Annotated in this window: 22 protein-coding genes and 1 riboswitch; of the genes, 7 read left to right on the top strand and 15 right to left on the bottom strand. The window is 64.2% G+C overall.

Going from position 1 to position 22,760, the window contains the following annotated elements; all coding sequences use genetic code 11:
• Nucleotides 1-59: 59 nt before the first annotated feature.
• Nucleotides 60-557, top strand: a complete 498-nt coding sequence (locus AAG821_RS01535) for a low molecular weight protein-tyrosine-phosphatase (protein ID WP_341914890.1) — start codon at nt 60-62, stop codon at nt 555-557.
• A gap of 4 nt (nt 558-561) precedes the next feature.
• Here AAG821_RS01535 and AAG821_RS01540 read toward each other — a convergent pair whose 3' ends face one another.
• Nucleotides 562-966: an SRPBCC family protein gene (locus tag AAG821_RS01540; protein WP_341914891.1), complete on the bottom strand. Its 405-nt coding sequence runs from the start codon at nt 964-966 to the stop codon at nt 562-564.
• Between the two features lie 2 nt (nt 967-968).
• Entirely contained in the window at nt 969-1,346 is a 378-nt protein-coding gene (locus AAG821_RS01545) for a VOC family protein (protein WP_341914893.1), read from the bottom strand.
• Between the two features lie 100 nt (nt 1,347-1,446).
• On the opposite strand from AAG821_RS01545, the gene AAG821_RS01550 reads away from it, so the two are divergent.
• Together AAG821_RS01550 and AAG821_RS01555 are read left to right on the top strand one after the other, a co-directional pair.
• The gene (locus AAG821_RS01550) at nt 1,447-2,334 is read left to right on the top strand and encodes an AraC family transcriptional regulator (RefSeq protein WP_341914894.1); all 888 of its coding nucleotides are present in this window, start codon (nt 1,447-1,449) and stop codon (nt 2,332-2,334) included.
• 98 nt (nt 2,335-2,432) lie between these two features.
• Nucleotides 2,433-2,657 (top strand): hypothetical protein, encoded by a 225-nt coding sequence (locus AAG821_RS01555; protein WP_341914895.1) that lies wholly within the window; start codon nt 2,433-2,435, stop codon nt 2,655-2,657.
• Nucleotides 2,658-2,707: 50 nt separating this feature from the next.
• Here the strand turns inward: AAG821_RS01555 and glcF are convergent, their stop codons facing one another.
• The 11 genes from glcF to AAG821_RS01610 all read right to left on the bottom strand — a co-directional run bounded on the left by glcF (nt 2,708) and on the right by AAG821_RS01610 (nt 16,845).
• Complete coding sequence (gene glcF, locus AAG821_RS01560) at nt 2,708-4,006, bottom strand: glycolate oxidase subunit GlcF (RefSeq protein WP_341914896.1); 1,299 nt, start codon at nt 4,004-4,006, stop codon at nt 2,708-2,710.
• 3 nt (nt 4,007-4,009) lie between these two features.
• Nucleotides 4,010-5,248, bottom strand: coding sequence for a glycolate oxidase subunit GlcE (gene glcE / locus AAG821_RS01565; RefSeq protein ID WP_341914897.1), 1,239 nt, complete (start codon nt 5,246-5,248; stop codon nt 4,010-4,012).
• Between the two features lie 6 nt (nt 5,249-5,254).
• Nucleotides 5,255-6,742: an FAD-linked oxidase C-terminal domain-containing protein gene (locus tag AAG821_RS01570; protein ID WP_341914900.1), complete on the bottom strand. Its 1,488-nt coding sequence runs from the start codon at nt 6,740-6,742 to the stop codon at nt 5,255-5,257.
• Between the two features lie 4 nt (nt 6,743-6,746).
• Nucleotides 6,747-7,493: a FadR/GntR family transcriptional regulator gene (locus AAG821_RS01575; protein WP_341914901.1), complete on the bottom strand. Its 747-nt coding sequence runs from the start codon at nt 7,491-7,493 to the stop codon at nt 6,747-6,749.
• A 134-nt stretch (nt 7,494-7,627) separates the two neighbouring features.
• The gene (ykgO, locus tag AAG821_RS01580; RefSeq protein WP_144066828.1) at nt 7,628-7,753 is read right to left on the bottom strand and encodes a type B 50S ribosomal protein L36; all 126 of its coding nucleotides are present in this window, start codon (nt 7,751-7,753) and stop codon (nt 7,628-7,630) included.
• A gap of 144 nt (nt 7,754-7,897) precedes the next feature.
• Nucleotides 7,898-9,994 carry a methyl-accepting chemotaxis protein gene (locus tag AAG821_RS01585; RefSeq protein ID WP_341914903.1) on the bottom strand — a complete coding sequence of 699 codons (2,097 nt, stop codon included), beginning with the start codon at nt 9,992-9,994 and terminating at the stop codon, nt 7,898-7,900.
• Nucleotides 9,995-10,214: 220 nt separating this feature from the next.
• Nucleotides 10,215-12,485, bottom strand: coding sequence for a methyl-accepting chemotaxis protein (locus tag AAG821_RS01590; protein ID WP_341914905.1), 2,271 nt, complete (start codon nt 12,483-12,485; stop codon nt 10,215-10,217).
• Between the two features lie 206 nt (nt 12,486-12,691).
• Nucleotides 12,692-13,213 (bottom strand): chemotaxis protein CheW, encoded by a 522-nt coding sequence (locus AAG821_RS01595; RefSeq protein WP_341898896.1) that lies wholly within the window; start codon nt 13,211-13,213, stop codon nt 12,692-12,694.
• Nucleotides 13,214-13,549: 336 nt separating this feature from the next.
• On the bottom strand, nt 13,550-15,103 hold the full coding sequence (locus AAG821_RS01600) for an acetolactate synthase large subunit (protein ID WP_341914907.1): 1,554 nt from the start codon (nt 15,101-15,103) through the stop codon (nt 13,550-13,552).
• Nucleotides 15,104-15,127: 24 nt separating this feature from the next.
• Nucleotides 15,128-16,171 (bottom strand): cyclase family protein, encoded by a 1,044-nt coding sequence (locus AAG821_RS01605; RefSeq protein ID WP_341914908.1) that lies wholly within the window; start codon nt 16,169-16,171, stop codon nt 15,128-15,130.
• Nucleotides 16,172-16,302: 131 nt separating this feature from the next.
• Nucleotides 16,303-16,845, bottom strand: coding sequence for an Mpo1-like protein (locus AAG821_RS01610; protein ID WP_341914910.1), 543 nt, complete (start codon nt 16,843-16,845; stop codon nt 16,303-16,305).
• A 284-nt stretch (nt 16,846-17,129) separates the two neighbouring features.
• Nucleotides 17,130-17,238, top strand: a riboswitch (glycine riboswitch).
• 53 nt (nt 17,239-17,291) lie between these two features.
• On the opposite strand from AAG821_RS01610, the gene gcvT reads away from it, so the two are divergent.
• Genes gcvT through gcvPB form a run of 4 tightly spaced genes read left to right on the top strand, consistent with a single transcriptional unit; the run spans nt 17,292 to nt 21,706 of the window.
• The gene (gcvT, locus tag AAG821_RS01615; protein ID WP_341914912.1) at nt 17,292-18,398 is read left to right on the top strand and encodes a glycine cleavage system aminomethyltransferase GcvT; all 1,107 of its coding nucleotides are present in this window, start codon (nt 17,292-17,294) and stop codon (nt 18,396-18,398) included.
• 11 nt (nt 18,399-18,409) lie between these two features.
• Nucleotides 18,410-18,781 (top strand): glycine cleavage system protein GcvH, encoded by a 372-nt coding sequence (gene gcvH, locus AAG821_RS01620; RefSeq protein ID WP_341914915.1) that lies wholly within the window; start codon nt 18,410-18,412, stop codon nt 18,779-18,781.
• A 16-nt stretch (nt 18,782-18,797) separates the two neighbouring features.
• Nucleotides 18,798-20,138, top strand: a complete 1,341-nt coding sequence (gcvPA, locus tag AAG821_RS01625) for an aminomethyl-transferring glycine dehydrogenase subunit GcvPA (protein WP_341914917.1) — start codon at nt 18,798-18,800, stop codon at nt 20,136-20,138.
• Nucleotides 20,138-21,706 carry an aminomethyl-transferring glycine dehydrogenase subunit GcvPB gene (gene gcvPB / locus AAG821_RS01630; RefSeq protein WP_341914918.1) on the top strand — a complete coding sequence of 523 codons (1,569 nt, stop codon included), beginning with the start codon at nt 20,138-20,140 and terminating at the stop codon, nt 21,704-21,706. The genes gcvPA and gcvPB overlap by 1 nt, the downstream gene beginning before the upstream one ends.
• Nucleotides 21,707-21,730: 24 nt before the next feature.
• On the opposite strand, the gene AAG821_RS01635 is transcribed toward gcvPB, so the two are convergent.
• Entirely contained in the window at nt 21,731-22,054 is a 324-nt protein-coding gene (locus AAG821_RS01635) for a hypothetical protein (protein WP_341914919.1), read from the bottom strand.
• A complete protein-coding gene (locus tag AAG821_RS01640; protein ID WP_341914921.1) occupies nt 22,051-22,488 on the bottom strand; it encodes a DUF4112 domain-containing protein in 438 nt (145 codons plus the stop codon). Before AAG821_RS01640 ends, AAG821_RS01635 begins: the two co-directional genes overlap by 4 nt.
• Nucleotides 22,489-22,760: the final 272 nt, after the last annotated feature.

Consider the following 22,760-nt stretch of genomic DNA (forward strand, 5'->3'; position numbering starts at 1 on the left):
CGTCGCGGCCCCTGTGTAGTGCCTTGCGCCACGGAAGCCGCAATGCTTCCCTGCCGGCCATGCCCGCACCTGCCGCCGCCAAACCCGCTTTCGCCGTGCTGATGGTCTGCACCGGCAACATCTGCCGCTCGCCCACCGCCGACGGCCTGCTGCGCCATGCGCTGCAGCGCCACGGCCTGACCGACCGGGTGGAGGTCGATTCCGCCGGCACGCAGGATTACCATATCGGCGACCCGCCCGACCGACGCAGCATCGCCACCGCGCGGCGCCATGGCGTCGATCTCAGCCCCCTGCGGGCGCGCCAAGTGACGGCCAAGGACTTCACCCGTTTCGACCTAGTGCTGGCAATGGATGACGGCCATTTCCGCCAGCTGCAGCGACTCTGCCCGCCCGTCCATCGCGACCGGCTGAAAATGTACCTTTCCTATGCGCCACAATTCGGCCGCGACGTGCCCGACCCCTATTATGGCGGCACCGATGGCTTCGACGAGGTCTGGCGCATGTGCGAGACGGTGACCGAAGCGCTGGTGGCCGAGATCCGCAGCCGCCTCGGCTAACGCTTCAGGCCGCGCGGCTTTCCAGCCGGCGCTGCATCGCCAGCATGCCCTGCGCCATCATGCCGTCGATGGCCGGTTTCAGTTCCGCCGGCAGCAGATCGGCGCGCCAGACCACGCGGCAGCGGCCAGGCCCGTCCGCAATCACCTCGAAGGAAGCATTGTGATGGGTCAGGCGGCCGCCGACCACGGCATAGGCGAGCCGCCGCCCGGCATCATCGACATCGACAATCACCTCGCGCGCCACCATGCCATTGGCGAAGGTGACGATGCGGGCCGCACCATCCTCCACCAGATGGCAGTCGGTGACAAAGCCCGGCGCCAGCCGATGCACGGCACCGACATCGCGGAAGGCGGCCCAGGCGGCTTCCGGGCTGGTGGCAACGGCCATTTCCTTGCGGATGGTCGCCATGGTCAGCCTGCCTTGCCGCAATAGGCCTCGATGCGATAGCCATCGGGGTCGATGGCGAAGGCGGCATAGTAGTTGGCATCGTAATCGGGTCGCAGGCCGGGCTTGCCGTTATCCTTGCCACCCTGCGCGAGTGCCGCGGCATGGAAATCATCGACGCTCTTGCGGCTGGGTGCATCGAAGCAGAAATGCAGGCCCGAAGCCTTGTCGGCCGGCACCGGCTTGTCGGTCTGGCTGATCCACAGCACCACCGCCGTGTCGCCATAGCCGAGCGAGCCTTCGCTGGCACTCAGGCAGGTATAACCCAGCGGCTTGAGCGCGGCATCGTAGAATGTCTTGGTCTTCGCCACGTCGCGAACGCCAATGGATACGTGATTCAGCATCGTCTTCTCCTGCAAATTTCCGGCAGCATCCCGCGCCGACAGCCGCACCATGCCGCCCGCGCCGGTTTTCGCGCTTGGGGAAAATTGCTATTCTGGGGCCATGGCACAAACTGCTCCGAACCCGGCCAATCAGGTGCCGGACGACCCGGCCGCCCGGCTGCCGACCGCCCGCGTCATTGCGCGCGGCGCCGACTGGACGCTCAGCGAGTTCGTCTGTCGCTCCGGGCCGCAGGATCGCCCCTTCGAGGAGCAGCATGACTTCGCCGCCATCGCCGCCGTGGTGGAGGGATCGTTCCAGTATCGCTGCGACAGCGGCAGGGCCCTGCTCTATCCCGGCGCTTTCCTGCTGGGCAATCCCGGCGGCTGTTTCGAATGCGGCCATGACCACAGCACCGGCGACCGCTGCGTCAGCCTGCAGTTCACGCCGGCGCTGTTCGAGGAGATCGCGGCCAGCGCCGCCGGCTCGCATCGCTTCCGCTTCACCAGCGCCATGCTGCCAGCCCTGAAACCGTTGATCCCGCCGGTGGCGCGGCTCGAAGCCATGGCGGCCGAAGGCGGCAGCGCGGTGGAGGAACTCGCCTTCCAGGTGGCAGAAACCGTGATCGATGCCGTCGCCGGGGGCAGCGGCATGTCGCAGGCGCCCTCACACGCCGATGCGCGACGGATCAGCCGCGTGCTGCACCATATTGCGGCCCATGCCACCGAGCCGCTCGATCTCGCCCAACTGGCCGGGATCGCCTGCATGAGCAAATACCACTTTCTGCGCAGCTTCCGCCGGAGTGTCGGCGTGACGCCGCACCAGTATCTGCTCGGCCTGCGCCTGCGGCTGGCCGCCCGTCGCCTGCTCAGCTCAACGGAGCCGGTCAGCAGCATCGCCTTCGACACCGGCTTCGGCGACCTTTCCACCTTCAACGCGAACTTTCGGGCCCAGTTCGGTACCAGCCCGGGTAGTTTCCGCCGCGCCCACAGTAAATTGATGGTGGCCTGAGCCCAGCGATCCGTGCCGTGATCGAAAAGTTACTTTCTTTTCAGGGGCATTTTCCCGTACATGTCTGCCCTGTTATCGACCCGCTCAGGATCACCGCCATGCGTCGCCTCGTATACACTTTCGCCCTGCTGCTCACCGCCGCCAGCATCATGCTGCCGGCCGCAGCCGTCCGGGCACAGAGCAGCAATGCCGCCGCCATCGAAGCCTGCATGAAGGAAATCCGCAGCGCCCTGAAGGCCGGCCAGAAGCTGACCGAACAGCAGCGCATGGTGGCCGAGGAACAGTGCCGCGCCCGCGCCGACGCGAGCGCCCCCCGGAAGTAATGCAACGCATCAGGCGGCAGGGCTTCGTTGATGCCCGGCGCCTGACAGCTTTATCGCGCCGGCCCCAGCCCCTTTGGTCGCGGCCCGCCGGTCGCCCAGTCGAGCAGCTGCACCGTATGCAGCACCGGTTTATCCATCCCACTGCTGATCTGGACCAGACAACCGATATTGCCTGCCGCCACCGCATCAGCATTGGTGGAGGCAATCGCCGTCACCTTCCGGTCGCGCAACTGCGCGGATAATTCAGGCTGCAACAGATTGTAGGTGCCGGCCGAGCCACAGCATAGATGGGCATCGGGCACATCCTTCACCGCGAAACCGGCCTGGCTCAGCAGCTGCTTGGGCAAAGCCGTGATCTTCTGGCCATGCTGCAGCGAACAGGCGCTGTGATAGGCGACACTGATCGCGTCGGCATGGCCGGCGACAGGCCGCAGCCCGAGATCACGCATCACCTCCGTGATGTCTTTCGCCAGTGCGCTGACCTGCGCGGCCTTTTCCGCCCAGGCCGCATCGCTGCGCAGCATGAAACCATAATCCTTCACCGTGGTGCCGCAGCCCGAGGCATTGATCACCACCGCATCCAGCCCCTCGCCGGCCAGCTCAGCATGCCAGGCGGCAATATTGGCCTTCGCCTTGGCATGGGCATCGGCTTCCTTGCCCATATGATGGGTCAGCGCGCCGCAGCAACCCGCACCTTGGGCCACCACAACCTCGCAGCCATGCCGCGTCAGCAGCCGGATGGTGGCGGCATTGATGTCGGGATCAAGCACGCGCTGGGCGCAGCCGGTGAGCATCGCCACCCGCATGCGGCGCTCGCCCTCGGCGCGGAACACCTGCGGCCGGTCGAGATCGGAGGCCGGCGGCAGATGGCGCGGCGCCAGCGCCACCATCGCCTTGAGTTTGGCCGGCAGCAGGAAACGGAACAGCTTGCCAATCCTTGCCAGCCGCAGGCTGAAGCGGAACAGGCCCGGATTGGGCAGCACGCGCGCCAGCACATTGCGCAGCAGGCGATCCATCAGTGGGCGCTGATAGGTGTCTTCGATATGGGCGCGGGCATGATCGACCAGATGCATGTAATGCACGCTGCTCGGGCAGGTGGTCATGCAGCTCAGGCAACTGAGGCAGCGATCGACATGGCGCACGGTTTCTTCCGTGGCAGCCTGGCCGCCTTCCAGCATCTGTTTGATCAGATATATGCGCCCGCGCGGTGAGTCGCGCTCATCGCCGAGCAGCACATAGGTTGGGCAGGTGGCGGTGCAGAAGCCGCAATGCACGCATTTGCGCAGGATATCGTTGGACGCGGCGATGCCCGGATCGGCGAGCTGTGCGAGGGTGAAAGAGGTCTGCATGGCTCAGTTTCCTGCGCTGGGCGCCATGCGGCCCGGATTGAGGATATTGATCGGATCGAAGCTGTCTTTCACCCGGCGCGACAGGGCCGCCAGTGCTTCCGGCTGCGGCTGGAACACCGGCACGGCAGCGCGGGTGGCGAGATCAGCGCGGATCAGGGTGGCATGGCCGCCGCCATATGCGGCAATCGCACCGCGCACCAGGGCCGCATGGGCATCCTGCGCCGGCGGCAAGGTCAGCCAGACCAGGCCGCCGGCCCAGTCGTAGAAGAAGCGTGCCTCGGGCTGGGCGGCGACAATCGCCGCCGTCACCGCCGGGCCGCTCAAGGGCGCCGTCGAGAGGCGCCACAGCACGCGGTCCTGCGGCAGGGCAAAGGCAGCGGCATCGCGGATCTCGCGCCACAGCCAGGCCGAATTCATCGAATGCAGTTCCTCCAGCGGCGCCCCAAAGCTGCCGAGCAGATCGCGCAGCGCCTCGCAACGCGCCTTCACGGAAATATCCGTGCCCTCGATGCGCACAGCGGTGACGCCGGTGCCGGCCTTGGCGACATAGGCCACGCCGGACAGCGCCGCGACAGCCGCCGGCAGATGCGCCAGGCCCGCCACTTCATGCGGCGAGGCAGCCGCGGCAGCAAGCGCCTGGATGGCGCGGGCATCATCCAGGCCGAAAACCAGCACGGTGCGGGTCTTTTCCGGCGCCGGCAGGACTTTCAGCGTCACCTCGGTGAGCGCCGCCAGCGTGCCATAGGCGCCGCAGACCAGCTTGGGCAGGTCGTAGCCGGTGACATTCTTCACCACCTTGGCGCCGGCCTTGAAGATTTCGCCACGACCCGACACCGCCGTGAAGCCGAGCAGATGATCGCGCACCGCACCGGCCTTGAAGCGGCGCGGCCCGGCGAGATTGCAACCAATGGCGCCACCGATGGTGCCGCGCGCCGCCGCATGGCCCCAGAGCGGGCCGTAATCCGGCGGCTCAAAGGCCAGCATCTGATTGCGCGCGCCGAGCAGCTTTTCCACATCGCTGACCAGCGTGCCGGGCCGCAAGGTCAGCACCAGCTCGGCCGGTTCGTAATCGAGGATGCCGCTGAGCCGGCTCATGTCCAGCGCGTATTCGGTCTGCGCCGGGCGCCCAAGGCCCGCCTTACTGCGGTGGCCATGCAGGCTGAGCGGCCGGGTCTCGGCCGCCGCCCATTTGATCAGGTCGGCCACATCGGTGGTGCCGGATGGGATGAAGGTCTCAGGCATGGTGTCTCAGAATCGCGGCAGGTCGGGGAAAGCGAGCTGGCCCTTGTGCACATGCATGCGGCCGAGTTCGGCGCAGCGATGCAGCACGGGGAACACCTTGCCCGGGTTGAGGCGGTGATTGGGGTCGAAGGCGCATTTGACGCGCATCTGCTGCGCCAGGTCGGCCTCGGTGAACATCGCCGGCATCAGGTCGCGTTTTTCGACGCCGACGCCATGCTCGCCGGTCAGCACGCCGCCGACCTCGACGCAGAGCCGCAGGATATCGGCGCCGAATTCCTCGGCACGCTCCAGCTCTCCCGGATTGTTGGCATCGTAGAGGATCAGCGGATGCAGGTTGCCATCACCGGCATGGAAAACATTGGCGACGCGCAGGCCGTATTTTTCCGATAGCTGGCCCATGCGGGTGAGCACCAGCGGCAGGGTCTTGCGCGGAATGGTGCCGTCCATGCAGAGGTAATCCGGCGAGATGCGGCCAACGGCGGGAAACGCCGCCTTGCGCCCGGCCCAGAAGCTGAGGCGCTCGTCTTCACTCTGCGACACGCGCAGCGATACCGATCCACACTGCTCCGCGATCACCTTCACCCGGGCGAGCAGATCGTCAACCTCGGCCGGCGGACCATCCAGCTCGATGATGAGCAGCGCCTCGACGTCGCGCGGATAGCCGGCATGGACGAAGTCTTCCGCCGCATGGATCGCCGGCCGGTCCATCATTTCCATGCCGCCCGGAATGATGCCGGCGGCGATGATTTTCGCCACGCAGTCGCCGGCTGATTCAGAGGTTGGGAAGCCGGCCAGCACAGCGCGCTGGGTGGTCGGTTTGGGCAGGATGCGCACGGTGACTTCGGTGATGACGCCGAGCAGACCTTCCGAACCGCAGATGATGCCCATCAGGTCATAGCCCTCGGCATCCAGATGCTTGCCGCCGAGCCGCACAACATCGCCGTTCATTAGCACCATCTCGACGCCGAGAATGTTGTTGGTGGTGAGGCCGTATTTCAGGCAATGCACGCCGCCGGAATTCTCCGCCACATTGCCGCCGATGGTGCAGGCGATCTGGCTGGAAGGATCAGGCGCATAGTAGAAGCCGCGATGCTCGACCGCGCGGGTGATGCCGAGATTGGTGACACCGGGCTGCACCACGGCGCAGCGGTTGTCCCAGTCGATGTCGAGCACCTTGTTGAACTTCCCCAGCCCCAGCAGCACGCCGTCGGCCAGCGGCAATGCGCCACCCGACAGCGAAGTTCCGGCGCCGCGCGGCACGATCTTCACGCCGCGTTCGTTGCACAGCTTCATGACGTCTGACACCTGCTGCACGGTGCTGGGCAGCACGGCGACCAGCGGCAGCTGGCGATAGGCCGTGAGGCCGTCGCATTCAAACGCGCGCAAGCTGGTCTCGTCGGCGATCACGCCCTCGCCCGGCACGATGGCACGCAGGGCGGCGATCAGGTCGAGCCGCTGGGCGATGATGTCCTGTTCCGGCGCCGGCATCAGCATGGCGTCATCCTTTGGGTTTGCAGTCGGCGGCGCGATAGCGGCCGGCGGCCTGGGCAATATGGCGGCGCGCGGCAGCGCCGGCGGCCTGGGCATCGCCGCGGGTGATGGCATCCAGCAGGGCGCGGTGTTCGGCCTGGGCGGCTGCCGTTCCGCCGCTGCGGCGCGCCGCCGGCTGCCAGGTCAGCGCACGGGTGGCGGAGAAATGCTGCGCGAGGAACGCGGCGAATTGCGCCAGATAGGGATTATGCGCCGCCGTCGCCACCGCGGCATGGAAGCTGTCATCGGCGGCGGCACCGTTCTCATCGCTCTGCAGCGCCTGCTCCATGCGGGCGAAGGCAGCGTTCAGCGCGGCGAGGTCAGCCGCCGAACGCCGCTCCGCCGCCAGTTCGGCCATGCCGACCTCGACCACGCCGCGCAGCTCGAAGACATGGGCCAGATCGGCAGCATCCAGCAGGCCGGGCTCAGCGATGCGGAAATTGGCGAGGCCGGGCTTCAGCGCCACGAAGGCGCCGGCGCCCTGGCGGGTCTCGACGAAGCCATCGGTCTTGAGCCGGGCAATCGCCTCGCGCACCACGGCGCGGCTGACGGCGTAGCGTTCGACCAGCTGCTTCTCGGTCGGCAGCCGGTCGCCGGGCTGGAACTCACCGGCCCGAATCGAAGCTGCGAGGCGGCCGGCCAGCATGGCGCTGAGGCCGGTGGCGCGCGGCAGTTCGGTCAGGGTGGGATCGAGGGGCGGGATGGGACTCGGCATGGCTCTTATTTGTCAGCTTGTCTGACAAATCCCGCAAATCGCCGTCGTCGTCAAGATCAAAGAAAACGGCCCGGCTGCAGAGCAACCGGGCCGTTTAAAACCTAGCAATGCGAAGGCCTTAGCCCTCGATCTGCTTAACCCTGGCGCGCCTTGAAGCGCGGGTTGGTCTTGTTGATCACGTAGACGCGGCCCTTGCGGCGCACGACGCGGCAATCGCGATGACGGCCCTTGGCCGACTTCAGGGAATTCACGACCTTCATGACACTGACCTCAGGAGCAATAAAAAACCGGACGCAGCCTTAACCCGCCCGGCGGAAAAGTGGGCCGGACCATACCGGCGGGTCTGCGGCCTGTCAACCGTAAAACCCGCCGGAAATCCGGCCCTTGTGGCAGGCCCTAAGCCTCTAGAATTCCTGCCAATCCTGATCGTTCGAGGCCGCAGCAGCAGGCGCCGGTTTGGGCGCCGGCGCAGCCGCGGCCTTGGGCCGGGGTGGCGGGGCCTTCGCCGCAGCCGGTGCCGGGCGTGATGGCGCCTGCGGACGCGGTGCCGCAGCGGGCGAGGATGCTGCAGCCATCGAGACCGAACCGCCCTCGACCTTGAAGAAGCCAACCAGTTCGGCGAGCTGGACCGCCTGGTTGTTCAGGGTCTGCGCCGCCGCCGTGCTTTCTTCCACCAGGGCGGCATTGCGCTGGGTCATTTCGTCCATGCTGCCGACGGCGGTGTTGATCTGGTCGAGGCCGGTGGCCTGCTCGCGGCTGGCAGCCGCGATCTCGGCCACGATATCGCTCACCTTCTTGATCGCGGAGACGATCTCGGTGAGTGAACCACCGGTCTGGTTCACCAGTGCCGCGCCGGTCTTGACCTGCGCATTCGAGTCCGTGATCAGCGCCTTGATGTCTTTTGAGGCATTGGCCGAGCGCTGCGCCAGCGCACGCACTTCCTGCGCCACCACGGCGAAACCCTTGCCAGCCTCGCCCGCTCTCGCGGCCTCGACGCTCGCGTTCAGGGCCAGCAGGTTGGTCTGGAAGGCAATCTCGTCGATCAGGCCGACGATGTCGGAAATCTTCTGCGCGCTGCCTTCGATCCGGCTGACCGCAGCCACCGCATCGGCCACGACGCTGCCGCCCTTCTCCGCCGTGTCGCGTGCCGCGACGGCCAGCTGGTTGGCGGCCTGGGCATTATCGGCATTCTGCTTCACGGTGGTGGTGACTTCATGCATCGAGGCGGCAGTCTCCTCGATGGCGGCCGCCTGTGCTTCGGTCCGCTGCGCCAGATCCTGACTGCTGTCGGTGATCTCGCCAGCGGCTGTCTTGACCGAAAGGGTGGTCGTGGTCAGTCGGCCGGCAAATTCGCGCAGCCGCTCGGCCATGCCATTGGCACTGGATTTGAGCTGGCCGAACACGCCGTGATATTCGCCGCGCACACTGCGGGTCACATCGCCTTCGGCCATGGCACCCATCACCTCAGCCAGTTCACCGGCCATGGTCTGCAGCGTTGCCGCCAGCCGGTTCAGTTCCTGGCTGGTGGAGAGGAAGAAGCCATCCTTGCCGCTTTCGTTGATGCGGCCCGTCAGATCGCCACCGGCGACCTTGTTGACCAGGGCGGCGATTTCCTCGCCCGCCGCCTTTTCGCGTATCTCGCGTTCGGCCCGGCGCCGTTCGGCCTCTTCACGCTGTTCGGCGATCTGGGCCTCCGCCTCTTCGCGGGCAATCATGCTGTCCTTAAAGACCTGCACCGCCTTGGCCATCTCGCCGATCTCGTCGCGGCGTTCGCTGCCGGTGATGGCGATGCCGGTATTGCCGGTGGCCAGCGTGTTCATCACGCCGGTGATGCGGCTGATCGGCCGGGTCAGGGTAGCGATGACGATATAGAGCGCCAACAGCACCGAAATGGTGATGGCTGCCACCGTGGTGGTGATCAGCAGGGGGCGTTGGGCGTTGTAATACTCGGTCAGACCGTTGCTGACCTCAATCACGCGCTCGGCATTGCGCTTGGTAACGCCGTCGATCAGACGGTTGACCGCCTGGCGGTTGGAGCGGTTGGCGTCGTTATCGCCATATTCGCGCGCCTGCTTGGTATCCACATCACTGCCAAGCCGCGCCAGCTCGCGACGGAACTGGACGAACTGGTTGACCTGGGCGATGAACTGCTTGGCTTCGTCGCCTGCGGCCGCCTGCGGCCCGATCAACGCCGTCCAGTCCTTCAACACAGTTTCAATTTCGGCGGTGAACCGCATGATGCCAGCGGCAAAGGGCTTTGCGGCGTTGGTGTCGGCCGACATGTAGACACCGCGCGAGTCCATCACCACGGCATAGACCAGTGCATTCAGTCGCTCGCCATACTGGGTCTGCTTGGCGATGTTCTCCATCACTTCAGTCTGGCGTTCGAAGCGGTCGAGTGAGACCACGCCCATGGTCCCGATCGCCGCGGCGGCGATGGCCAGCAGTGCAACGACCGCGAGTACCCGCGGCCCGATTTTCAGAGTGGATGCAAATGACATTCTGCCCTCCCATGAACCTAAGCTTGCCGTGACCAACTGTTGCATTCATACACAACAGATTGATCTTGCTCAGGTTACCAATCATACACCTGTGGGAAGTCTGGCAGCACGCAGCGATTTTACCACCGCGTACAACTTGCGTCGTACACGTTTTAGTTTAATTGCATACTGATAATCTGTTCAAAGCCTGATTCCGGCGGCCCGCCGCATACGGACGACGTCAGAACTCCTGCCAGTCGTCATCCGACGGCTTAGCCGGTGCAGGCTTGGGGGCGGGCGCCGCCGGCTTGGATTCCAGTTTCACCCCCGACGGCTTGGGCGCGGCAGCCCTGACAGGCTTTGGCGCCGCAACAACAGTTGGCGCTGCGGCAGCGGGTTTGGGGGCCACTGGAACTGCCGGCATAGGCTTTACGGCCACCGCCGGCTGGTTGCCGAGCTTGAAGAAGCGCACCAGCGTGGCCAGTTCCGACGCCTGGTTGGCGAGCGCCTGGGCCGAGGCAGATGTCTGCTCCACCAGCGCACCATTGCGCTGGGTCATTTCATCCATGCTGCCCACGGCGGTGTTGACCTGGTCCAGCCCGGTGGCCTGCTCACGGGATGCGGCGGCGATCTCGGCGACGATATCCGACACCTTCTTGATCGCACTGACGATCTCGCTGAGCGAGGCGCCGGTCTGGTTGACCAGCGCCGCACCGGTTTTGACCTGGGCATTGGAGGCACTGATCAGCGCCTTGATATCCTTCGAAGCGTTGGCCGAACGTTGCGCCAGCGCACGCACCTCCTGCGCCACCACCGCAAAGCCCTTGCCGGCATCGCCGGCCCGGGCAGCCTCGACACTGGCATTCAGGGCCAGCAGGTTGGTCTGGAAGGCGATCTCGTCGATCAGGCCAACAATGTCGCTGATCTTCTGGGCGCTTTCCTCGATCTGGGTGACCGCGGCCACGGCATCGCCCACCACGGCACCGCCCTTCTCTGCCGTGTCCCTGGCAGCGGTCGCCAGCTGGTTGGCGGCCTGGGCATTGTCGGCATTGTGCCGCACCGTAGTGGTGATCTCATGCATCGAGGCTGCGGTTTCCTCGATCGAAGCCGCCTGCGATTCCGTGCGGCTGGCCAGATCCTGGCTGCCGCTGGAGATCTCGGCCGAAGCAGTTTTCACCGCTTCGGCATTCTCGGCCAGTCGCATGGCGAAGTCGCGCAGGCGTTCGGCCATGCCGTTGGCACTATCCTTCAAACGGCCGAACACACCATGATAATCGCCGCCGACCCGCTTGGTCAGATCACCGCCACTCAATGCCCCGGTCACCTCAGCCAATTGGCCGGTCACGGCATTCGTGCGGGCAATCATATCATTGACGGACTGACCGACGCGCTGCATCACGCCGCTAAGCCCGTTCAGTTCAACACGGCGCGACAGATCGCCTTCGGCTGCGGCAGCCACGACTTGGCCGATCGCCTGCTCGAAACGCTGCTCCTGGGCTTCCCGCTCGACGGCGAAGCGCGCCCTTTCCTCATCTTGCTGGCGCTCAAGGACGATCTTCTCTTCGGCATTGCGCTTGAACACCGCAACAGCACGCGCCATCTCTCCGACTTCATCATGCCGCTCCTGATACGGCAACGCCACAGACAGGTCGCCACCAGACAGGCGGTTCATCATGCCGGTGATGGTATCGATCGGACGTGAAATATTACGACCGATCAGCCATGCCATGAGAATGCCGATCAGCAGAGCAACAACACCCGCGCCGAAGGCAATCAACTGGGCACGGTTGACCGTCGAGACATAGTCGCTGCTGTCTATGGCGATTACGACCGAACCGAATGGCTTGTCAGAATAATCCCGTACGGCGCCAACCAGCACCGTGCGCGGCCCCGCAGCAGTGTTGGCGCGTCGCACCACGGTTTCGCCTTTCAGAGCAGCCTGGAGATCGTCGGGCTGCGTCAGCGCAGCGTCCTCGAATGTGCCGGCAAAGCGTTTCATGCCGTCCTTGTCCTGCACGAACAGGGCGACATCGGCACCATAACGCTTTTTGAAACTGTCGAAGAAGAACTGACCAAACGACATGCCTAGCTCGAAGGAGCCAATATGCTTGCCTTCATGCATCACCGGCACGATGCCGCGCACGCCGAGGCCATCAAGGCCGAATTCGAGCCCCTGCGTGGGCTTGCGAGCATTATTGGTGGCAACAACAGTGTGGCGGAAAGACGAGAGATCGTCGCCGAAGCGATCCGGCCGATGTACGCGAAGGAAGGACGTTGCCGGCGGGGTGTGGAACTGCATCTGCACCGCGCCATGGTGGTCCTTGAGAGGCTGGAAGGCGGGTACAAAGAGCTTGGCCAGACGGTCGCGGTCACCTTGCGCCATGGCGGCCTGGGCATCGGGGATGTTGGCCACAAGCGTGCTGAGCGCGGTGGCCTTGGCAGCCTCCGCATGCACCGAGGCCATGACGTTTTCATAATAGCTCTGCAACTCGCGTCTCTCAGCGCGGTCCACCAAGCCATCCATCACAAGTAGAGATGGAACCACCGATGCAATAACGGCCAAAATTGCGACAGCTGCAGCGCAAACAATCAAGCGACCTTGAAGTCGCAAGGATTTAAACATCGCGATATCAACCTTCGACTGTGTTTCCACCAAAACAAAAACACCCTTCGGCATTTCCTCCGAAGGGTGCGATGACCTGATAATTCAGCTGCCGATCAAGCCGCGGCAGCCGGCAGAGCGGGTACGCCGCGGTTGAACAATCGATTGACGTCGATCAGGGCTACCATGCGCTCTTCATGGGTGGCCAGCGCACTGAGGAAGGTATGCTCCTCATCGGCTGCCGTAGCCGGCACCGGCTGCAGCGCTGAGGCATCCAGAGCCAGAATATCCGACACGGTATCGACCAGCAGGCCCACAGACTCGCTGCCGATCTCGACAACGATCACGACATTGGCGCTGGTCGGCTGGGTGACTCCGCCGCCGAGGCGAACGCGCAGGTCGAAGATCGGCACCACGGCACCGCGCAGATTGATCACGCCGCGCACGAAGGGGGGCGTATTGGGCAATGGCGTCACATCGGTCCAGGCGCGGATTTCGCGCACGCTGAGCAGATCGAGGCCGTAATTCTGGTCGCCGATGGTGAAGGTCAGCACTTCCTGGCTACCGCCGGCAATCGCGCCCGCCTTGTCGGTGGTCGCGGGCACGGAAGACGCGGAAACGGTGGCTGGCATGGACATGGCGCTCACACTTTCTGTTGTCGCACGAACTCGGCTGTCACACCTAATCTGTGCTTTGGCTGCTGTCGTTCTGCGGCAGCGGCTGAATTCATCTGGTTAAAACGCCGTCCCCGGTAACAAAGGACGGCGCCTGCCCGGTGGGGGGGCTTAAGCAAGGCATATCCCTTCGGTGATCGGGACCGGCAGCGGACCTGACCCGCCCGCTGCTTCAGGGATATCGCACATAATGATTGTCAAATTTCCAGCTAAGCTGCAAACGGAATCGCGAAAAACCGCCAAGTGTTATCAAGACTTTAGCACTTGGTCAGGGTACCTCTACTAAAGCTAGTGGTGCAATCAGAACACCAGCTCAACGAGTTGTGGCCCCCGAGTCTCAAGCGCGGCGGCAAAAGCGCGGCTGAAGTCGCCCATTTCATCGACCCGAACGGCCGGAACGCCATGGCCCTTGGCCAGGGCGACCCAATCCGGATCCGGGCGATCCAGCGTCAGCATGTCGATCGCCCGCGGGCCCGGATTGGCGGCACCGACATTGGCCAGCTCGTTGCGCAGGATGGCATAAGACCGGTTGGCAAAGATCACCATGGTCACGTTGAGCTGCTCGCGCGCCATGGTCCACAGCGCCTGCAGGGTATAGAAGGCGCTGCCATCACCAGTCAGGGCGACGATCTTGCGATCGGGTGCCGCAATCGCCGCGCCGACCGCTACCGGCAGGCTGTAGCCGATTGAACCACCCATGTTGTTGAGCCAGTCATGCGGCCCGCAGGCTTCGGCTGCAGCAAAGATGCCACGGCCCGAAGTGACGGACTCATCCACCACCACAGCGTTGTCGGGCAGCAGGGCAGAAACTGCGGCGGCAATCTTTTCGAAATTCGGCGCGCCCTCTGGCAGGGCGGGCCGCGCGAGGCCGGAATTGTAGGCCAGCACGCTTTTTGGCGCACCGACCGCATCGGCCAGCCGCTCCAGCGCATCGATCAGATCGCCTTCGACATCGAGCACGGAGGTGATGTTGCAGCCATCGGGCGTCAGGATGCTGGGCTTGCCCGGATAGGCGAAGAAGGCCACCGGCCGCTTGGCGCCCACCAGCGCGATCTCCTGCACATCGGCCAGATATTTGAGTGCCAGATCGACCACGAAGGGAATGCGGCCCACGCTGGGCAGCCCGCCACCGCGCTCGATGCGGGCGCTGAAACCGTTATTCGACAGGCGGCAGCCAGTAGCAGCCGCAATGCGCGACGCCAGTTGCAGGCCCTGCCGGTGCAACGCGATACCGCCCAGGATCAGCATCCCCTTCGGGCCGGCTTTTTTAAGTGCTGCCGCCGCAGCCTTGACCTGCGCCTCGTCCGCTCTGGCCCGGGCCGCTACTGCGACCGGCTTGGCCTCGCCCTGCGGCGCATCGTTCCAGGCGGTATCGGCCGGCAGGATCAGGCTGGCGATCTGGCCATTGTTGCTGCGCGCTGCGGCCACGGCCTGGGCGCCGAGACCGGCAACCTCGCCGGCGGTATTGGCGCGGCCGATCCAATGCGAGACCGGACGGGCGATGCCCTCGATATCGGCGGTGAGCGGTGCATCATATTGCAGGTGATGGGTGGCATGCTCGCCGATCACGTTGACCACGCCCGAGCTGGCCTTGCGCGCGTTGTGCAGATTGGCAACGCCATTGGCGAGGCCGGGACCAAGATGCAGCAATGTCGCCGCCGGATTACCCGACAGGCGCCAGTAGCCGTCGGCGGCACCGGTCACCACGCCTTCAAACAAGCCGAGTACACAACGCACCCCCGGCACGCGATCCAGGGCGGCGACGAAATGCATTTCCGAGGTGCCGGGATTGGCAAAACAGACATCAACGCCGGAAGAGACAAGCGTTCGGACCAGGCTTTCGGCGCCGTTCATGGAAAACTCCTGAGGATAAAGCGGTTAAACAGTGGCGATGGGAGAGGCCGGCGAACCGACCGCACCGGTCAGGCGCAGCGGCGGCGCGGTGAGCAGGAAGCGATTGCGCTTGTGCTCCTTCAGATAGGCGGCGAGTTCGGAGAGATACCACAGTTCGCCTAGCGGCACGCCGAGCTTGAACAGACAATGCTCATGCAGTGGCAGCATGGCATGGCTGCCTTCCACCGCTTTGGCCGGCAGGCCTTCGACCGCATAGTTGTCCGCAATCAGACAACTGACTTTTGAATCGGTGATCCAGTTGCGTAACCTTGCATCGCGGCCATCCAGTACGGCGCAGGAATTCTCCAGCCGGTGATGATCGGGCTTGCGCCCCATGGACAGCAGCACATCGCCAAAGCCGGTGTAGAAGCAGAGCATGTCGCCCTGCTCGACACTGACCTTCTGCTTTTCCATTGCGGTCATGAGCAGATCATAACCGATCCAGGTGCGCGTCTCGCCAACCTCGTCCTTCAGGTTGACCAGCACGCCACGGCCCTGCAGGCCGTGCTTGGCGAAATTATGGATGCCCAGCGCTTCAGTGCCCTTCGACGGGAAACGCTCCAGCCGCGGTTCGCCGACACCACGATCCTCGACATCCGGCACATCGCTGCCGCCGCGCCAGCCGTTGTAGAACACACGCTCGGGCTGGCCATCGCCATCGGCATCGAACATCGAGCCGATATGGGCAAAACTGTCCCATTGCGTGGAATACTGCAGATACAGCAGGGCGGCATCGTCGCTCGAAACATCAGTCACTTTCGGATCGTACAGCGACAGGGGCAGCGCCATGTTTGGCTTGCCCTCGCGCACCACGGCAAACAGCTGGGGCGGGAACCGGCGCGGATTGAGCAGATTGCCGCCGGGATATTCCAGCGGCAGCGATAGACAGAAGGTGCGGCCATCGCGCACTTCGGCGATCCCCTGCTTCACCTTCTCCGCCGTGATCCAGTTGACGCGGCCGATGCGGTCATCAGCGCCAAACTCGCCCCAGTTCGACCCTTCGGGCCGGTTCTTCCAGCGTTGCGTCATGCCAAGGCCCTTAAATGTGGATGGCCGGCCAGGACAGAATCCAAGCCGGCCATGATTGAAGGAAAATTGCCGTCAAAAAGATAGTGTCATCGCCGGCTTCACGCTGTCTTCATGGCGAAGACCGCAGCAGCTTATGCCGCCGCGCGCTCGCGCATTGCGCCGACCGAGTAATTCTTCCAGCGCGCTTCAACCGCATCATGCAGGTCTTTCTGCTGACCCAGCGCGAAGACGGTTTCGGCCACCAGGAACATCGGACCGATCAGCGCCTGCAGCAGATTGTCGGCCAGCGCCGGGCGGCGGCCCTCGAAGACATGGCCAACCAGCTGGAACACCCAGCCGCCGACAAAAAAGCCGGCGAAGGCAATCCAGCCGGTGGTGACGTCCATCATGGAGACCTGTTCAGCCAGCTGCAGCAGCCCGAAGGACAGCAGCATCATCAGGCTGCCGATGCGACGGTCCAGCCAGATGTAAAACATGCCGGTGCCGAACCACAGCAGAGTCGCCAGCGTGATCACGGTTTCACCGCCCCAGAGCGTGAACAGCGTCACCCAGTGCAGCGGAATGAACAGGGCAAACACGATGGAAGGAATGCCGACAAAATGCGTGGCGCGATTGCGCGCATCGCGGTGATAGGCCGAATACATCGCCATCTGCTCGACGAAGAACGGGTTCATGGCGGTTTCCTCCATTTTTTATCGAGTCGCCGAGTCGCGCTCCGCGCCCGGAAAACCCCTTTGCTGTGGATAACCCTAACCACCCCTAAAGCATTGTCAATCGTGGTGTTTTCGAGCTTCCGCAAGGTCACCGGGAATATCATTGACTAATATATAGCGCCGCCTATTCTCGCGGCGTCGCAAGCAGTCTGGCGGGAGAGCCGTCTAGCCCGGGTTTCATACGGGCAGGACGCGCCGAAGGAGCAACCGCCCCGGAAACTCTCAGGCCAACGGACCGACCGGACTGGCGACACTCTGGAAAGCGGATCGGGAGTCCAACCCCGGTCCCACCGAAGGAGTAAGGAAGGATCGTTTCCTTCCGAATCTCTCAGGTTCCCGGACAGAGGGGGCGAACGGCGAAACCATCCGCCGCTTCGACTCTGACTCTGTCTGCAAGGGAACCTCGCTTGGGCGATACGGCCGAAACTCTCAAAATCACGCCTCTCAATGCCCTGCACAAAGAGCTGGGCGCCCGCATGGTGCCCTTCGCCGGCTATGAAATGCCGGTGCAGTATCCGGCCGGCATCCTGACCGAGCACAAGCATACCCGCGCCGCCGCCGGCCTGTTCGACGTCTCGCATATGGGCCAGGTGCGACTGACCGGCGCCGATCCGGCCAGGGCACTGGAAGCTCTGGTGCCCGGCGATCTCGTCGCCCTCGATGTCGGCAAGATGCGCTACACGGTCTTCACCAACGACAGCGCAGGCATCCTCGATGACCTGATGGTGAACAAGCGCGACCGCGACCTGTTCGTGATCGTCAATGCCGCCTGCAAGGAGCAGGATATCGCCCATATGCGTGCCCATCTGAAGGACGTCGAGGTCGAATACCTGGAAGACCGCGCATTGCTGGCCCTGCAGGGCCCGGCCGCCGTCGCTGTGCTGTCGCGGCTGAATTCGGTGATGCCGGCGATGAGCTTCGGCATGGGTGCCACGCTGGCGCTCGGCAAATACGAGGCTTTCGTCACACGCTCGGGCTACACCGGCGAGGACGGCTTCGAGATTTCACTGAAAGCCGATGAGGCGGAAGACTTCGCCCGCTGGCTCCTGAGCCAGCCGGAAGTGAAGCCGATCGGCCTGGGTGCACGCGACAGTTTGCGCCTGGAAGCCGGGCTCTGCCTCTACGGCCACGACATCGACACCACCACCTCGCCCATCGAGGCCGGCCTGAACTGGACGATCTCCAAGCGCCGCCGCGAAGAAGGTGGTTTCCCGGGCGCGGCTACTGTGCAGAAACAGCTCAAGGACGGCGTGACGCGCAAGCGTGTCGGCATCCAGCCCGAAGGCCGTGCGCCAGCCCGCGAAGGCACCGAAGTCTTCAACGAGAAAAACGAGAAGATCGGCGTGATCACCTCGGGCGGTTTCGGCCCAAGTGTCGATGCGCCGGTCGCCATGGGCTATGTCGCCACCGACTATGCCAAGCCCGGCACGCCGCTCACGCTGATGGTGCGCGGCAAGGCCTTGCCGGCCAAGGTTGCCACCCTTCCCTTCATCACCAAACGCTACGCCAAGTAAGGAGACGATCCATGACCACCCGCTATACCAAGGACCATGAGTGGATCCGTCTCGAGGGCGATGTCGCCACCATCGGCATTTCCGATTACGCCCAGAGCCAGCTTGGCGACGTTGTGTTCGTCGACCTGCCGGCTCCGGGCAAAAAGGTGGATGCCGGCGCCGAAGTTGCCGTGGTTGAATCGGTGAAGGCTGCCAGCGAGGTCTATGCCCCGGCCAGCGGCGAAGTGGTGGAAGGCAACCAGGCCATCGTCGATGACCCCGCGCTGGTGAACCGCGCGGCGCAGACCGAGGGCTGGTTCGTCAAGCTCAAGCTCAGCAACAAGGCCGAACTGGACGCCCTGATGGATCAGGCCGCCTACGAAGCCTATCTCAAGACCCTCTAATCAGGAGCGCCTCCCCATGCGCTATCTCGGTCTGACCGAAGCCGATCGCGGCGAGATGCTGAACACCATCGGTGCCGGCGGCATTGATGCCCTGTTCAAGGATGTGCCTGCCGGCGCATTGAACCCGCAGCTCGACCTGCCGCCGCACCAAGGTGAACTGGAAGTCGAACGTGCCTTTGCCGCCATGGCGAAGAAGAATGTCTCGCCGATGGAGGTGCCGTTCTTCCTCGGCGCCGGCGCCTATCGTCATCACATCCCGGCATCGGTGGATCATCTGATCCAGCGCTCGGAATTCCTCACCTCCTACACGCCCTACCAGCCGGAGATCAGCCAGGGCACGCTGCAGTATCTGTTCGAATTCCAGACCCAGGTGAGCATGATCACCGGCATGGAAGTGGCCAATGCCTCGATGTATGACGGGGCCACCTCGGCGGCCGAGGCCGTGCTGATGGCCCAGCGCATCACCAAGCGCAGCAAGGCGGTGCTGTCGGGCGGCCTGCATCCGCATTACCGCGACACCGTCGCCACCCTGATGGACCAGACCGACCAGCCGCATGTGGCGGCCCCGGTCGATCTGGCCGGCAATGAAGACCTGGCAACATTGATCGACGAGCAGACCGCCTGCGTGGTGGTGCAGAATCCGAATGTGTTCGGTCATCTGCGCGACCTGTCGGGCCTGGCCAAGGCCTGTCAGGCCAAGGGCGCCTTGCTGATCGTCGCCGTTACCGAGATCACCTCGCTCGGCCTGGTCACCCCGCCGGGTGCCATGGGCGCCGATATCGTGGTGGCGGAAGGCCAGAGCATCGGCGTGCCGCTCAGCTTTGGCGGGCCGTATGTGGGCCTGTTCGCCACGCGCGAAAAATATGTGCGCCAGATGCCGGGCCGTCTGTGCGGCGAGACCGTCGACCAGGATGGCCGGCGCGGCTTCGTGCTGACGCTGTCGGCCCGCGAGCAGCATATCCGCCGCGAGAAGGCGACCTCGAATATCTGCACCAATTCGGGTCTCTGCGCGCTGGCTTTCACCATCCATATGAGCCTGCTGGGCGAAGCCGGGCTTACCCGCCTGGCCGAGATCAACCATGGCAAGGCCGTGCAACTGGCCGAGAAGCTGAGCCAGATGAAGGGCGTCGCCATCGTGCCGCAGGCCTTCTACAACGAATTCGCCATCACCCTGCCCAAGCCGGCGGCAGATGTGGTGGAGAAGCTGGTGGAGAAGAAAATCCTCGGCGGCGTGCCGGCCTCGCGCCTGTTCCCGGGCGACAAGAGCCTGGCCAACGTGCTGCTGATCGCCGTGACTGAAACCAATACCGAAGGCGACATGGACAAACTTGCCGCCGCCCTGAAGGAGGTGCTGTGATGCTGAACCGTCAGGGACGCCCGACCACGCCGCATGCGGCCGCCAACAGCGCCGTTACCGGCACCATCACCGGCAATCGCGGCCTGCAGATGGAAGAGGCGCTGATCTTCGAGATCGGCGAAGAGGGCCGCACCGGCGTTGATCTGCCAGATGCGCCCAAGGTGAAGGACCGTCTCGGCGGCCTGAAGCGCCAGGGCAAGATCGGCCTGCCGGGCCTGAGCGAGCCGCAGGTGGTGCGCCATTTCGTGCGCCTGAGCCAGAAGAACTATTCCATCGATGCTGGCCTGTATCCGCTCGGCTCCTGCACGATGAAGCACAATCCGCGCCTCAATGAGAAGATGGCCCGTCTGCCCGGCCTGGGCGATATCCATCCGCTGCAGCCGGCTTCCACCGTGCAGGGCGCATTGGAACTGATCGACCAGCTGGCCGGCTGGCTCAAGACGCTGACCGGCATGCCGGCGGTGGCGATGTCGCCTGCTGCCGGCGCCCATGGCGAACTCTGCGGCCTTATGGCGATCCGCGCGGCATTGAAGGCCCGCGGCGATGTGCGTAAGCGCATCCTGGCGCCTGAATCCGCCCATGGCACCAACCCGGCAACGGCGGCACTCTGCGGCTATACCGTCGATCCGATCCCGGCCACCGCCGAGGGCCGCGTCGATCTCGATGCCCTGCAGGCCAAGCTGGGCCCGGATGTGGCGGCCATCATGCTGACCAATCCGAATACCTGCGGCCTGTTCGAACGCGACATCAAGAAGGTCGCCGATATGGTTCATGCCGCTGGCGCCTTCTTCTACTGCGATGGCGCCAACTTCAATGCCATCGTCGGCAAGGTGCGGCCGGGCGATCTCGGCATCGACGCCATGCATATCAACCTGCACAAGACCTTCTCCACGCCCCATGGCGGCGGCGGCCCCGGTTCGGGCCCCGTGGTGCTGTCGGATGCCCTGAAGGATTTCGTGCCGGTGCCCTATGTGGTGCATGACAGCAATGGCTACAGGCTGGTCGAAAGCGGCGATGCGAAAAGCTTTGGCCGCATGAAGGCCTTCAACGGCCAGATGGGCATGTTCATCCGCGCACTGGCCTACATGATGAGCCATGGCGCCGATGGCCTGAAGCGGGTGGCGGAAGACAGCGTGCTGTCGGCCAACTACGTGATGGCCAGCCTCAAGGATGTGATGACCCCGAGCTTCGAGGGCCCCTGCATGCATGAGGCGCTGTTCGACGACCGCTTCCTGAAGGATACCGGCGTCACCACGCTGGATTTCGCCAAGGCGATGATCGACGAGGGCTACCATCCGATGACGGTGTATTTCCCGCTCGTCGTGCATGGCGCCATGCTGATCGAGCCGACCGAAAGCGAGAGCAAGGACAGTGTCGATGCCTTCGTAAGCACCCTGCGCGGTCTGGCCGAAAAAGCGAAACAGGGCGATCAGGTCGAATGGTTCCAGGGCGCACCGCGCCTCACACCGCGCCGGCGCCTGGATGAAACCCGCGCCGCCCGGGCGCCGGTGCTGCGCTGGAAACCGGGCAGCAACGGAGCGCCGATCGACAAGGCCGCGGCGGAGTAAACCGCAGGCCGCTCTCCCGCCCGGTCAATGCCGACCGGGCGGGAGACGATATGCTGATCGTTTTAACCCAGGTGTACGCCTGGCCAGCAGCCGTGATGCGATAGCCGCCAATATCATGATGGCCGCGCAGCCGATCAGCCAGATCAACACAACCACGACGCTGCCGGCCGCTGCGAGAAGATTCGCCAACCACACCAGCAGCGCAGCCAGATCGGGCCCCACGGTCAATTCACCGGCATTGTTGCCGGCGAAGGCAGCAATCCATTCCACCAGGCCGTGACCGAGCCAGGCAAAGCCTGACCACACAAGCAGTGCGCATCCCGCAACGATCCATATCAGCCGTGTCATGACTGTCGCTCCGCCGAGGCCCGGGCAATGTTATGCTCTGCGGCGTCAAGATATGCATGCAACAGGGAGATATTCCTCTGGTTGGCGCGGTAGAAGATATCGCCGAACCACCCGACCACTGGAATCACACTGAGCAGCAGATCGACACCGACATTGCCGGCCATGCGCAGGAGCACGCTCGGCGGTGCGCCAAGGCCGCGGGCCTCCCAAATCAGATATCCCGCCAAGCCCTTGGCCGTCAGGGTGCCAATCCCCGGCACAAGATTGAGAACTGCATCAAGACCGATATGGATATCAGTGCCGGGCACACGAACTGCACTATCAAGCAGGCGGGCCAGCGCCTCAAGGCGACGGCGGGTGTCGGCAATCCGGCGACCAGATGAACCATGAAGCGGATCGAATTCCGCAGAATATGATGCGGCAGACAATGGCATGGACGCCTCCCAAGATCAGAGCGCATGACCGCTCGTCAGGTGGAAGAGTCCGACATCGCAGCCTGGGAAGGCTGCCAGAGGGGCCCGGACCCCGTAGAGCAGCTAGATCGGAACACGGCGATCCGATTTCAAGGGGTCATGGGCGCGCGAAAAGTCATCCTGCGGCAGGCCCATGCCCTGCCACGGCTGCGGGCTGAATTACACGCATTCTCCTTCTGAAACATCATTGCAGACTGTTACAGGCAACCGCCGGACGCAAATCCGGCAAGAGC

It is taken from the genome of Ferrovibrio terrae (genome assembly GCF_943372915.1).
GTDB classification, from domain to species: Bacteria; Pseudomonadota; Alphaproteobacteria; order Ferrovibrionales; family Ferrovibrionaceae; genus Ferrovibrio; species Ferrovibrio terrae_A.